This window comes from Ramlibacter sp. AN1015, assembly GCF_037726105.1.
Lineage (GTDB): Bacteria > Pseudomonadota > Gammaproteobacteria > Burkholderiales > Burkholderiaceae_C > Ramlibacter.
The window spans coordinates 130,661-142,871 of record NZ_JBBJUM010000009.1 but is presented as its reverse complement, the minus strand read 5'-3'; the positions used below and the strand labels follow the sequence as shown (position 1 = coordinate 142,871).

12 protein-coding genes are annotated in these 12,211 nt (G+C 69.1%); 10 read left to right on the top strand and 2 right to left on the bottom strand.

Going from position 1 to position 12,211, the window contains the following annotated elements; translation table 11 throughout:
* Positions 1-162: 162 nt before the first annotated feature.
* Genes WG922_RS15470 through tolA form a run of 9 tightly spaced genes read left to right on the top strand, consistent with a single transcriptional unit; the run spans position 163 to position 7,013 of the window.
* Complete coding sequence (locus tag WG922_RS15470) at positions 163-804, top strand: riboflavin synthase (RefSeq protein ID WP_340283631.1); 642 nt, start codon at positions 163-165, stop codon at positions 802-804.
* Positions 801-1,931, top strand: coding sequence for a bifunctional 3,4-dihydroxy-2-butanone-4-phosphate synthase/GTP cyclohydrolase II (gene ribBA, locus WG922_RS15465; protein WP_340283630.1), 1,131 nt, complete (start codon positions 801-803; stop codon positions 1,929-1,931). The genes WG922_RS15470 and ribBA overlap by 4 nt, the downstream gene beginning before the upstream one ends.
* Before the next feature lie 37 nt (positions 1,932-1,968).
* Positions 1,969-2,433 (top strand): 6,7-dimethyl-8-ribityllumazine synthase, encoded by a 465-nt coding sequence (gene ribH, locus WG922_RS15460; RefSeq protein WP_340283629.1) that lies wholly within the window; start codon positions 1,969-1,971, stop codon positions 2,431-2,433.
* Between the two features lie 55 nt (positions 2,434-2,488).
* On the top strand, positions 2,489-3,028 hold the full coding sequence (gene nusB, locus WG922_RS15455) for a transcription antitermination factor NusB (protein WP_340283628.1): 540 nt from the start codon (positions 2,489-2,491) through the stop codon (positions 3,026-3,028).
* Positions 3,029-3,032: 4 nt separating this feature from the next.
* A complete protein-coding gene (locus WG922_RS15450) occupies positions 3,033-4,226 on the top strand; it encodes a pyridoxal phosphate-dependent aminotransferase (protein ID WP_340283627.1) in 1,194 nt (397 codons plus the stop codon).
* Positions 4,223-4,630, top strand: a complete 408-nt coding sequence (gene ybgC, locus WG922_RS15445; protein WP_340283626.1) for a tol-pal system-associated acyl-CoA thioesterase — start codon at positions 4,223-4,225, stop codon at positions 4,628-4,630. Before WG922_RS15450 ends, ybgC begins: the two co-directional genes overlap by 4 nt.
* Positions 4,627-5,370 (top strand): protein TolQ, encoded by a 744-nt coding sequence (gene tolQ / locus WG922_RS15440; protein WP_340283625.1) that lies wholly within the window; start codon positions 4,627-4,629, stop codon positions 5,368-5,370. Before ybgC ends, tolQ begins: the two co-directional genes overlap by 4 nt.
* 1 nt (position 5,371) lies before the next feature.
* On the top strand, positions 5,372-5,797 hold the full coding sequence (locus WG922_RS15435) for an ExbD/TolR family protein (protein ID WP_340283624.1): 426 nt from the start codon (positions 5,372-5,374) through the stop codon (positions 5,795-5,797).
* Between the two features lie 31 nt (positions 5,798-5,828).
* A complete protein-coding gene (tolA, locus tag WG922_RS15430) occupies positions 5,829-7,013 on the top strand; it encodes a cell envelope integrity protein TolA (protein ID WP_340283623.1) in 1,185 nt (394 codons plus the stop codon).
* A 273-nt stretch (positions 7,014-7,286) separates the two neighbouring features.
* Here tolA and WG922_RS15425 read toward each other — a convergent pair whose 3' ends face one another.
* Positions 7,287-8,303 (bottom strand): TerC family protein, encoded by a 1,017-nt coding sequence (locus tag WG922_RS15425; protein ID WP_340283622.1) that lies wholly within the window; start codon positions 8,301-8,303, stop codon positions 7,287-7,289.
* Here WG922_RS15425 and WG922_RS15420 point away from each other — a divergent pair.
* Positions 8,296-8,529, top strand: a complete 234-nt coding sequence (locus WG922_RS15420; RefSeq protein WP_340283621.1) for a hypothetical protein — start codon at positions 8,296-8,298, stop codon at positions 8,527-8,529. The genes WG922_RS15425 and WG922_RS15420 overlap by 8 nt on opposite strands.
* 172 nt (positions 8,530-8,701) lie before the next feature.
* On the opposite strand, the gene dnaE is transcribed toward WG922_RS15420, so the two are convergent.
* On the bottom strand, positions 8,702-12,163 hold the full coding sequence (dnaE, locus tag WG922_RS15415) for a DNA polymerase III subunit alpha (RefSeq protein ID WP_340283620.1): 3,462 nt from the start codon (positions 12,161-12,163) through the stop codon (positions 8,702-8,704).
* Positions 12,164-12,211: the final 48 nt, after the last annotated feature.

The window sequence follows — 12,211 nt, the reverse complement described above, 5'->3', positions numbered from 1 at the left end:
CGGACGCCCTGCGAGGTTCTTGCGGGGCCCTGGGGAATATGTGCGCGGACGCGCCCGCAACCTACGCACGAGATGCCCCTGCGACCTGCGCGCGCCGCGCCCAGCGGTCCCTGCGCGACCGTGCCGCGGCCGGGCCCTTCCAATCCCTGCGAAAATAGCGCGATGTTCACCGGCATCATCACCGGCGTGGGGCGCATCGGCGCCGTCCACGACCTCGGAAGTTCTTTGCAGCACGGCAAGCGCCTCACCCTGGAAGCGCCCGCCCAGTGGCTGGACGACGTGGGCCTGGGGGACAGCATCGCCATCGACGGCGCCTGCATGACCGTCACCACCGTCGATGCCGCGGCCGGCCGTTTCACCATCGCCATCTCCGCCGAATCCCTCGCCCGCACCAGCGGCCTTGCCACGCCCGGCGCCGAAGTCAACCTGGAAAAGGCCCTGCGCCCGAACGACCGGCTCGGCGGCCACCTGGTGTCCGGCCATGTCGATGGCGTCGGCCGTGTGACGCGCTTCGCGCCGGTGGGCGAGAGCTTCGAGCTGTGCGTGCACGCGCCGCGGGAGCTGGCGCGCTACCTTGCCTACAAGGGCTCGATCACCGTCAACGGCGTGAGCCTCACAGTCAACCGGGTGCACGACCTCGCCGACGGCTGCGAGTTCAGCATCAACCTCATTCCCCACACGGTCGAGAACACTGCCTTGCGCGCGCTGAAGGTCGGCAGTGCCGTCAACCTCGAGATCGACCTGCTCGCCCGCTACGTCGAGCGCATGCTCGGCAGCTCCCTGCCCACGAAAGCCACCCCATGAACGCCCTCACCTCCGTGGTCCCGCCCGTCGCCATCTCGCCCATCGAGGAGATCGTCGCCGACATGCGCGCCGGCCGCATGGTCATCCTGGTCGATGAGGAAGACCGCGAGAACGAAGGCGACCTCGTGCTCGCCGCCGACCACGTCACCCCCGAAGCCATCAACTTCATGGCCCGCTTCGGCCGGGGCCTGATCTGCCTGACGCTCACGCGCGAGCGCTGCGAGCTGCTGCGCCTGCCGCCCATGGTCACCCGCAACGGCACCAAGCACGCCACCGCGTTCACCGTGTCCATCGAAGCGGCCGAGGGCGTCACCACCGGCATCAGCGCCGCCGACCGCGCGCGCACCGTGCAGGCCGCCGTCCATTCGCGCGCGCGGGCCGAAGACCTGGTGCAGCCCGGCCATATCTTTCCGCTGCAGGCCGTCGATGGCGGCGTGCTGATGCGGGCCGGCCACACCGAAGCGGGCTGCGACCTCGCAGGCATGGCGGGGCTCACCCCGGCCGCCGTCATCTGCGAAATCATGAAGGACGACGGCACCATGGCCCGGTTGGCCGACCTGCAGCTGTTCGCCGCCGAGCACGGCCTGAAGATCGGCACCATCGCCTCCCTCATCGAATACCGCAGCCGCAACGAGTCGCTGGTCGAGAAGATCGGCTCGCGGCCGCTGCGCACCGCGCACGGCGTCTTCACCGCGCACGCCTGGCGGGACAAGCCCAGCCAGGGGCTGCACCTGGCGCTGGTGCTCGGGCAGTGGCAGTCCGACGACGAGGTGCCGGTGCGCGTGCACGAGCCGCTGTCGGTCCTCGACGCGCTCGAGGTCGGCCGCTCCATGCACTCCTGGCCGCTCGACGCCACGCTGGCGCACATCGCCGCCGCGGGCCGCGGCGTCGTGGTCCTGCTCAATGGCGGAGAATCCGCCGAACAGCTGCTCGCCCAGTTCGAAGGCACGGCCCGTTCCGCGCAGGCGCCCGAGCGCGGCCGCATGGACCTGCGCACCTACGGCATCGGCGCGCAGATCCTGCGCGACTGCGGCGTGCACCGCATGCAGCTGCTGGGCACCCCCCGGCGCCTGCCCAGCATGGCGGGCTACGGCCTCGAAATCACCGGCTATCTCACCCCGTCCTGAATGACACCCCGCAGGACCCACCCAAGGAACACCCCCCATGTTTGGCGCTGAAAAAGGCACGGCTGAAAAACTCGACGGCAGCGGCCTGCGCATCGGCATCGTCCAGGCGCGCTTCAACCAGTCGGTCACCGACGCACTCGCCCAGGCCTGCCTCGGCGAGCTCGAGGCGCTCGGCGTCGCCGCCTCCGACATCACCCACGTCCACGTGCCCGGCGCACTCGAAGTGCCACTGGCCCTGCAGGCGCTGGCGAGCACCGGACGCTTCGACGCGCTGGTCGCGCTCGGCTGCGTGATCCGGGGCGAGACCTACCACTTCGAACTGGTCGCCAACGAGTCCGCCGCCGGCGTCACCCGCGTGAGCCTCGACCACCGGCTGCCCATCGCCAACGTGATCCTCACCACGGAAAACCAGGCGCAGGCGCTGGCCCGCCAGAGCGAAAAAGGCATCGACGCCGCCCGCGTGGTGGTCGAGATGGCGCAGTTGCTGGACACCCTCGCATGACGCAGTCCCACTCCACCACCCCCACGACCGCGATGCCGCGCACGGAGGCACGCCCGTGAGCGACGACCAGACCGAATCGCAGGACCCGCAGCGCCGGCCGCCGCGCGGCCCCCGTGCCGGCCTCACCAGCACCGGCGCGCGCAAGGCGTCCGCCAAGTCCGCACGCTCGCGCGCACGCGAATTCGCGCTGCAGGCCCTCTACCAGCACCTCGTGGGCGGCAACGACCCCGACACCATCGACCGTTTCACGCGCGACCTCTCCGGCTTCCACAAGGCCGATTCGGTGCACTACGACGCGCTGCTGCACGGCGCCATCGCGCAAGGCCCGCAGCTGGACGCCCTCATCGAGCCGCTGCTGGACCGCAAGCTCTCGGAGCTCTCCCCCATCGAGCGGGCCGTCATGTGGATCGGCGCGTGGGAGTTCCAGCATGCCCCCGACGTGCCCTGGCGCGTCGTGCTCAACGAATGCATCGAGCTTGCCAAGGAGTTCGGCGGCACCGACGGCTACAAGTACGTGAACGGCGTGCTCAACGGCCTGGCACCCCGCCTGCGCCCGGACGAGACGGGGGCCGACCGCGCCCGCACGGGTGCCTGACACCATGCGCATAGCCCGCCGCGCCGAGCGCATCGAGCCGTTCTACGTCATGGAAGTGGCCAAGGCGGCCGCCCGCCTGGCCGAGCAGAACCGCGACAGCGACCGGCCCATGATCTTCCTGAACATCGGCGAGCCGGACTTCACCGCGCCGCCGCTGGTGCAGGAGGCGGCCGAGCGCGCATTGCGCGAGGGGCGCACCCAGTACACCCCGGCCACCGGCCTGCCGCAGCTGCGCGAGCGCATCTCGCATTGGTATGCCAGCCGCTTCGGCATCGACGTGCCGGCCCGGCGCATCGTGCTCACCGCCGGCGCCTCCGCCGCGCTGCAGCTGGCATGCCTCGCGCTGGTGGACAGCGGCGACGAGGTGCTCATGCCCGACCCGAGCTACCCATGCAACCGGCACTTCATCAGCGCCGCCGATGGGCGCGCCGTGCTGCTGCCGACCAGCGCGGCCGACCGTTTCCAGCTGAGCGCGGCGCAGGTGCGGGAGCACTGGGGACCGCGCACCCGTGGCGTGCTGCTCGCGTCGCCCTCGAACCCGACGGGCACCTCCATCCACCCCGACGCCCTCGCCGCCATCCACGAGGCGGTGCGCGCGCGCGGCGGCTTCACGCTGCTCGACGAGATCTACCTCGGGCTGAGCTACGACGAGACCTTCGGGCGCAGTGGCCTGGCGCTGGGCGACGATCTCATCAGCATCAACAGCTTCTCCAAGTACTTCAGCATGACCGGCTGGCGCCTGGGCTGGATGGTCGTGCCCGATGCCTTGGTGCCGGTCATCGAGCGCCTGGCCCAGAACCTGTTCATCTGCCCCAGCACGGTGGCCCAGCATGCGGCCCTCGCCTGCTTCGAGCCCGAAAGCCTGGCCGAATACGAGCGCCGGCGCGGCGAGTTCCGTGCGCGCCGCGACTGGTTCACCCCGCAGCTGCGGCAGCTCGGCCTCGACGTTCCGGTCGAGCCGGACGGCGCCTTCTACGCCTGGGCGGACAGCCAGGCCTGGTGCGAGAAGCTCGGCCTGCCCGGCAGCTGGGAGCTGGCCTTCGAGCTCATGCACCGGGCCCACGTCGCCATCACTCCGGGACGCGATTTCGGCAGCCACCGCACCGACCGATTCGTGCGCTTTTCGACCGCCAGCTCCATGACGCAGCTGCAGGAAGCGGTGGCGCGCCTGCGGGCCGTGCGCGAGGCGTTCGAATGAGCTTCGCGTTCCCGGTGCGCGTCTACTGGGAAGACACGGATGCCGGCGGCATCGTCTTCTACGCCAACTACCTCAAGTTCTTCGAGCGCGCGCGCACCGAATGGCTGCGCTCGGTCGGCGTCTCGCAGTCGGTGCTGCGCGCGCAGACCGGCGGCATGTTCGTGGTGGGCGAGACTGCCGTACGCTTCCTGCAGCCCGCGCGCCTGGACGACGAGCTCATCATTACGGCCCGGCTCGCGTCGGCGGGGCGCGCTTCGCTGCTGATCGAACAGCGCGCGCTGCGCGGCCCGGACACTACGGTGCTGGCCGAGGGCACCATCCGCATCGGCTGGGTCGACGCAGCGACGCTGCGGCCTGCCAGAATTCCCCCCGTGGTCATCGAATCAATCCTCAGGACAACATGAATCAAGATATGTCCATCGTGCAGCTGGTACTGGGTGCCAGCTGGGTGGTGCAACTGGTGATGCTGCTGCTGGTCGGCGTGTCCGTCGCGAGTTGGGCGGCCATCTTCCAGAAGCTGTTTACGCTGCGGCGCGTGAAGTCGCTCAACGAAGACTTCGAGCGCGAGTTCTGGTCGGGCACCAACCTGAACGAGCTGTTCGCCGCGGCCGCGCGCAACCCCCGCAACGCCGGGCCCATGGAGCGCATCTTCGCCTCCGGCATGCGCGAATACCAGAAGCTGCGCGCAGGCCGCATCCAGGATCCGGGCACCCTGCTCGATGGTGCCCGGCGCGCCATGCGCGCGAGCTTCCAGCGGGAGGTGGACGCGGTCGAGACCCACCTCTCGTTTCTCGCCTCGGTCGGCTCGGTCTCGCCCTATGTCGGCCTGTTCGGCACCGTGTGGGGAATCATGCATGCCTTCACCGGCCTCGCCGGCCTGCAGCAGGTGACCCTGTCCACCGTCGCCCCAGGCATCGCCGAAGCCCTGGTGGCCACCGCGATCGGCCTGTTCGCCGCCATTCCGGCCGTGCTCGCCTACAACCGTTTCTCGCGCGACATCGACCGCGTGGCGATCCGCCTGGAGACCTTCATCGAGGAGTTCTCCAACATCCTGCAGCGCAGCACCAGTGCGGCGGTGGCCGCCGCCACCGGTGCCGCCACGGGAGCCGCACACGGGCCGGTCACGCCCGCACCGGTGCGCTGACATGCCGAACGTCGCCTCCCGAGGGCGCGGCCGCCGCGCCATGAACGAGATCAACATGGTCCCGTTCATCGACGTCATGCTGGTGCTGCTGATCATCTTCATGGTCACGGCGCCACTGATCTCCCCCAGCACGATCGAGCTGCCCTCGGTTGGCAAGGCCAATCGCCCGCCGGACGAAAAGATCGAGGTCCTCATCGGCAAGGATGAAAGCATCGAGCTGCGCCTGGACAAGATCACGCAGCGACTCACGCTCGCCGAACTTCCCGCGGCCGTGCTGGGCGCGCAGTCCGGCAAGCCGGCCGGCAGCACCGCCGTCGTGATCAGTGCCGACCGCTCGGTGCGCTACGACTCCGTGGTGCAGGTGCTCGACCGCTTGCAGCGCCAGGGTGTGCAACGCGTGGGCCTGGCCGTTCAGCCGAGCCCCTGAGCCATGAGCTGCCTGGAGGATCCCGCAATCCATGTCCGGTCCCGCTGATCGCTATTCCCCCCCTCCCCCGCCCGGGCGTGCCCGGGCCATCGGCCTGGCCATCCTGGCCCACCTGGTCCTGGGCGCCGCCATCACCTGGGGCGTGAACTGGCGCGACGATTCGCCCATCGTCACGGCAGAAGCAGAGCTCTGGTCATCGACCATCGCACAGGCGGCACCCCGCGCCGCGCAGCCGCCGACACCGCCGCCGCCTCCCGCACCGCCCGAGCCGCCGGCCCCACCGGCACCGCCCCCGCCACCGGCACCCGCGCCGCCCCCGCCTCCGCCTCCGCCACCCCCGGCGCCTGCACCCGCAGTGCAGCCGCCCGTGCCCGCCGGCCCCAGCGAAGCGGAACTCGCGATCGAGCGCGAGAAAGAGCGCGAGCGCCAGCAGAAACTCGCGGCGGAGAAAGCCGAGCGCGAGAAGCAGGAAAAGCTCGCGGCTGAAAAGGCCGAACGCGAAAAGCAGGAGAAGCTGGCCGCGGAGAAGGCCGAGCGTGAGAAGCAGGAAAAGCTCGCTGCCGAAAAAGCCGAACGCGAGAAACAGCAGAAGCTCGCCGCCGAAAAGGCGGAGCGCGAGAAGCAGGAAAAGCTTGCGGCCGAGAAGCAGGAGCGTGAGAAGCAGCAGAAGCTCGCGGCGGAGAAGGCCGAGCGCGAGAAGCAGGAGAAGCTTGCGGCCGAGAAGCAGGAGCGCGAGAAGCAGCAGAAGCTGGCGGCTGAAAAGGCCGAACGCGAGAAGCAGGAAAAGCTCAAGCTCGCGCAGGCGGAAGCCGCCCGCAAGAAGGAACAGGCCGAGCAGCAAGCCCGACTCGAGCAGCTGCGCGAAGAGAACCTGCGGCGCATGCAGGGGCTCGCCGGCGCCACAGGTGGCCCCACCGCCACCGGCAGTGCCCAGCGCTCGACCGGTCCCACCGACAGCTACGCCGGCCGCATCCGGGCGCGGGTCAAGCCGAACATCGTCTACAACGACAACCTGGCTGGCAACCCCACCGCGGAGGTCGAGGTGCGCATGTCCCCCGACGGCACCATCACCGCGCGGCGGATCACCCGCTCCAGCGGCGTGGCCTCGTGGGACGAGGCTGTCCTGCGGGCACTCGATCGCACGGAAGTGCTGCCGCGCGATCTGGACGGGCGCGTGCACAGTCCGCTCATCATGGAGTTCCGCCCGAAGGGCTGAGGTCGGACGCCCGCGGCGGCCGGGGCGCCGGCCCCGCGCCGCCAGCTGCATGGCGAACGCCGAAGGTGGGGTGCGAGCGCACTGCGAACGGCAGCATGGATGCCCGGAACAGCGCCATCCGTCCCGCGTGCGTCGGACGCTTTCGGCACATGCAGGCGCACGTGCCGTCGCTGGAAAACGTCTGCCTGCGCTCCCCCTGGCCACCCGCTCGCCAGGTGCGCCTCGGCGACGTCGAAGTCGGAGCGCTCGCCGCGAACCGGCGAGCGCCTGGACTCAGTGCTGCTTCTGCTCGCGCGGCTTGGCGGCGAAGGGATAGGCGCCCCCGGTCGCGGCACCCTTCTTCGCGGGGATGCGCAGCGACAGCAGCATGGTCGCGGCCAGCACCACCACCGTCACGGCGAGCGACCAGGCCACCGGAATCTTGTAGATGTCGATCAGCAGCATCTTGGTGCCGATGAACACCAGCACGATGGCCAGCCCGTACGAGAGCAGGTGGAAGCGCTCGTGCATGCCGGCGAGCAGGAAATACATCGCCCGCAGCCCGAGGATGGCGAATACGTTGGAGGTGAGCACGATGAACGGATCGGTCGTGATGGCGAAGATCGCCGGAATCGAATCGACGGCGAAGATCACATCCACCACGCCGATCAGCAGGATCACCACCAGCAGCGGCGTCGCCATGCGCACGCCGTTGACTTGCGTGAAGAAGCGCTCGCCGTCATAGCCGGGAGCAACCTTCATGTGCTTGTTGATCCATCGCAGCGCCGGATTCGACTCGAGGTCGGGCTCCTGGCCCGCCGCCCACCACATCTTGGCGCCCGTGAACACGAGGAATGCGCCGAACACGTACAGCACCCAGTGGAACTGCGTCACCAGCCAGGCGCCGACGATGATCATCACCGCGCGCAGCACGAGGGCGCCGAGGATGCCGATCATCAGCACCCGCTTCTGGAACGCCGCCGGCACGCCGAAGTACGTGAACAGCATCAGGAACACGAAGATGTTGTCCACCGCCAGGGCCTTCTCCACCAGATAGCCGGTGACGAACTCGAGGGCCTTGGCGTTGGCGACTTCCTGGCGCGCCGCCTCCTCGGAGGCACCGCCCAGGTACCACCAGAGCAGGCCGACGAAGACGAAGGACACGGCCACCCAGATCAGGGACCAGATACCCGCCTCCTTCATGGAGACGCTGTGAGCACCCTGCTTGCTGAGGGCGAGAAAGTCGATGAGGAGCGCGACCGCGACGAACACGGCAAACACGCCCCACATCATCGGAGTACCGATGGACATGGTGGGCTTTCTGAAGGTGCCGGAATCCACGGGCGGACCCGGCGGGGTTCACGGAATTGCCGCGTCGGTCTTGCGTGACACCGACCATTGCGATCGGGTGACCTGCGGCACCGGGAACCCCACCGGCGATGCGGTGGCGCTCCGTATTGACGGCGTCGCAGCAGGGAAGCCCGGAGGACCGGACTTCGCAGGGCGCTACTCCCCTTCAGAGGCGGACGGATTCTAACCAGCCTTTGGAAGGCTGTGTGCAGCCTGGGCGGCCTGGGCGGCCTGGGCGGCCCGGGCGGACCATCCGCGCCCCGGGCGGACCCGTGTGGCGGATGGCTTCTCGCCGGCCGCACCGCCGCACCGTGCAGGTGTGCGACCCTGCCGTTCAACCCTGCCGCACCCGGGCGCGCTCAGGCCTCGTAGACGATCTGCGCCTGGCCGGCGTCGGCCTGCGCGATCCAGCTGGCCAGCGCCGCGTCGCTCGGGAAAAAGCGGGCCTCCTCCCCCAGCTGCAGTTCGGCGACCGCCTGCTCACGGCGCAATGCCAGGCGCACCGGCAGGCCACGCACCAGTTCACCCTGCTCGCTCTGGTCGCGCTGCGGCGGGAACTCGCGCACCATCCGCCGCACGTCGGGGGCGCGGCCGTTCACGGCCACCTTCAGGTACTTGCCGAAGCGGCAGCGCGCGCTCGCCAGGTCCCACACCTGCTGGATCGAGAGCCGGAAGCCGCCGGTGAAACGGTCGGGCTGCTGGCGCGCCATGACGATGACCAGTTCGTCGTCCTTGAGCAGGTGGCGGTTGGCATTGAGCACCGCTTCGTCGGCGGTGGCCTCGATCACGGCGGACTTGTCGTCCAGCTTGAAGATCGCCAGCTTGCCGCGTTGGCCGTTGATCACCCGCAGGTCGCTCACGATGCCGGCAAGCAGCTGCGGCTCGCGCGAGTCGATCAGGTCGTCGATGGAGCGCCGCACGAAGCGCCGCACCTCGGCGCCCACTTCGTCGAACAGGTGTCCCGAAAGATAGAAGCCGACGGCCGTCTTCTCGAACGTGAGCCGCTCCTTCACACCCCAGGGCGTGGCCTCCACCAGGTCCGGCTCCTGCGTGCTCGCGCCGTGGGCGTCGCCCATGTCGAACAGGCCGCCCTGGTTGGCGTTCGCCTCGGTGGCGGCGGCGAAGTCGAAGGCGCGTTCGAGCGAGGCCACCAGCGTCGCGCGGTTCAGGTGCAGCGCATCGAAGGCGCCGGCCTTGATCAGCGCCTCCACGGTGCGCTTGTTGACCCGGCTGCGGTCGATGCGCACGCAGAAGTCGTAGAGGCTGGCAAACGGCCCCCCCTTTTCGCGCGCGTGCACGATCGCCTCGATCGCCTGCTGGCCGGTGCCCTTCACCGCGCCCAACCCATAGCGGATCACCTTGTCCGAGACCGGCTCGAAGCGGTAGACACCCCGGTTCACGTCGGGCGGCTCGAAGGTCAGGCCGAAGTTCTTGACCGCATCCTCGAACAGCACCTTGAGCTTGTCGGTGTCGTCCATCTCCACGGTCATGTTCGCGCAGAAGAACTCGGCCGTGTAGTGCACCTTCAGCCAGCCGGTGTGATACGCCAGCAGCGAGTAGGCGGCGGCGTGCGACTTGTTGAAGCCGTAGCCGGCGAACTTCTCCATCAGGTCGAAGATCTCGTCGGCTTTCTCGAGGCTGATGCCGTTCTTGGCGGCGCCCGCGCGGAAGATCTCGCGGTGCTGGGCCATCTCCTCGGCCTTCTTCTTGCCCATCGCGCGGCGCAGCAGGTCGGCGCCGCCCAGTGTGTAGCCGCCCAGGATCTGCGCGGTCTGCATGACCTGCTCCTGGTAGACCATGATCCCGTAGGTTTCGGAGAGCATGTCGGCTACCAGCGGGTGCGGGTACTCGACCTGTTCGCGCCCGTGCTTGCGCGCGACGAAGCTGGGGATCAGGTCCATAGGGCCCGGGCGGTACAGCGCGTTCAGCGCGATCAGGTCCTCCAGGCGCGTGGGCCGCGCATCGCGCAGCATGCCTTGCATGCCGCGGCTTTCGAACTGGAACACCGCCTCGGTCTTGCCGTCGGCGAACAGCTTGTAGGTGGCCGCGTCCTGCAGCGGCACCTTCTCGAAGGCGAAATCTTCCTGGCCCTTGTGCCGCGTGCGGATGAACTCGCGCGCGATCTCCAGGATGGTGAGCGTGGCCAGGCCCAGGAAGTCGAACTTCACCAGGCCGGCCGCCTCCACGTCGTCCTTGTCGTACTGGCTCACCGCCGAATCCGAGCCGGGCTGCTGGTAGAGCGGCGTGAAGTCGGTGAGCTTGCCCGGCGCGATCAGCACGCCGCCGGCGTGCATGCCGACGTTGCGCGTGAGCCCTTCGAGCTTCTGCGCCAGGCCCAGCAGGGTCTTGACCTCGTCTTCCTTGTCCAGTCGCTCGGCCAGCAGCGGCTCGGCCTTGATGGCGCCGTCGATGGTGATGTGCTGGCCGGGCTTGTTCGGCACCAGCTTGCTGATGCCGTCGCAGAAGGTGTAGCTCATGTCCAGCACGCGGCCGACGTCGCGGATGGCGGCCCGCGCGGCCATGGTGCCGAAGGTGGCGATCTGGCTCACCGCCTCGCGGCCGTATTTCTGCTTGACGTACTCGATGACCCGGTCGCGGTTGCTCTGGCAGAAGTCGATGTCGAAGTCGGGCATCGACACCCGCTCCGGGTTGAGGAAGCGCTCGAACAGCAGGTTGTACTGCAGCGGGTCGAGGTCGGTGATCTTGAGCGCATACGCCACCAGCGAGCCCGCGCCCGAGCCCCGCCCCGGGCCGACGGGGCAGCCGTTGTTCTTGGCCCAGTTGATGAAGTCGCCCACGATCAGGAAGTAGCCCGGGAACCCCATCTTCAGAATGGTGTTGATCTCGAACTCCAGCCGCTCCACATAGCGCGGCATTTCCTTCTCGCGCGCCGACGCGTCGGGGTAGATCTGCGCCATGCGCTCCTTCAGGCCCTCATGCGAGGCGAAGCGGAAATACTCCTCCATCGGCATGCCGTTGGGCGTGGGGAAGTTGGGCAGGCGCGGCTTGCCCAGCTCCAGCGTGAGGTTGCAGCGCTTGGCGATCTCCAGCGTGTTGGCGACGGCCGAGGGCACGTCGGCGAACAGCGCGGCCATCTGGTCCGCGCTCTTGAAATACTGCTCGCGGGTGAACCGGCGCACGCGCCGCTGGTTCCCCAGGATCTCGCCCTCCGAGATGCACACGCGCGCCTCGTGCGCCTCGTAGTCGTCCTCGGTGAGGAACTGCACAGGATGCGTCGCCACCACCGGCACGTTGAGCGTTGCGGCGAGCTGCACCGCCGCCGCCACGTGCCTCTCGTCATCGGCGCGGCCGGCGCGCTGCAGCTCGATGTAGAAGCGGTGCGGGAACACCGCCGCCAGCGTGAGTGCGGCGTCACTCGCTCGCGCCGCGTCGCCTGCGACCAGCGCCTGCCCCACCGGCCCCGCCTGGGCGCCGGCGAGGCAGATCAGGCCCTCGCCCAGTTCGCGCAGCCAGGCCAGCTTGCACACGGCCTGCGCGCGCACCACGTTCTGCGTCCAGGCGCGCGCCAGCAGTTCGCACAAGTTGAGGTAGCCCTGGCGTCCCTGCACCAGCAGCACCACGCGCGAGAGCTGGCTGTCGTCCTTGCCCAGGCCCTGCAGCAGCACCTCGCTGCCCAGGATCGGCTTGAGGCCGGCTCCGCGCGCGGCCTTGTAGAACTTGATGGCGCCGAACAGGTTGTTCAGATCGGTGATCGCAAGCGCCGGCTGGTGATCGGCCGCCGCCGCTGCGATGGTGTCGTCGATGCGGCAGGTGCCATCGACCACGGAGTACTCGGAATGCAGGCGCAGGTGGACGAACATGGGCGCCATTGTAGGAGGGGGTCACTGCCTCGCCCCCTCTAGAATCCC

What these genes read in the sequence shown, in the direction of transcription:
- WG922_RS15470 (WP_340283631.1), top strand. Translation starts at nt 163, where the DNA reads ATGTTCACCGGCATCATCACCGGCGTGGGGCGCATCGGCGCCGTCCAC.
- ribBA (WP_340283630.1), top strand. Translation starts at nt 801, where the DNA reads ATGAACGCCCTCACCTCCGTGGTCCCGCCCGTCGCCATCTCGCCCATC.
- ribH (WP_340283629.1), top strand. Translation starts at nt 1,969, where the DNA reads ATGTTTGGCGCTGAAAAAGGCACGGCTGAAAAACTCGACGGCAGCGGC.
- WG922_RS15450 (WP_340283627.1), top strand. Translation starts at nt 3,033, where the DNA reads ATGCGCATAGCCCGCCGCGCCGAGCGCATCGAGCCGTTCTACGTCATG.
- ybgC (WP_340283626.1), top strand. Translation starts at nt 4,223, where the DNA reads ATGAGCTTCGCGTTCCCGGTGCGCGTCTACTGGGAAGACACGGATGCC.
- tolQ (WP_340283625.1), top strand. Translation starts at nt 4,627, where the DNA reads ATGAATCAAGATATGTCCATCGTGCAGCTGGTACTGGGTGCCAGCTGG.
- WG922_RS15435 (WP_340283624.1), top strand. Translation starts at nt 5,372, where the DNA reads ATGCCGAACGTCGCCTCCCGAGGGCGCGGCCGCCGCGCCATGAACGAG.
- tolA (WP_340283623.1), top strand. Translation starts at nt 5,829, where the DNA reads ATGTCCGGTCCCGCTGATCGCTATTCCCCCCCTCCCCCGCCCGGGCGT.
- WG922_RS15420 (WP_340283621.1), top strand. Translation starts at nt 8,296, where the DNA reads ATGGACATGGTGGGCTTTCTGAAGGTGCCGGAATCCACGGGCGGACCC.
- WG922_RS15425 (WP_340283622.1), bottom strand. Translation starts at nt 8,303, where the DNA reads ATGTCCATCGGTACTCCGATGATGTGGGGCGTGTTTGCCGTGTTCGTC.
- dnaE (WP_340283620.1), bottom strand. Translation starts at nt 12,163, where the DNA reads ATGTTCGTCCACCTGCGCCTGCATTCCGAGTACTCCGTGGTCGATGGC.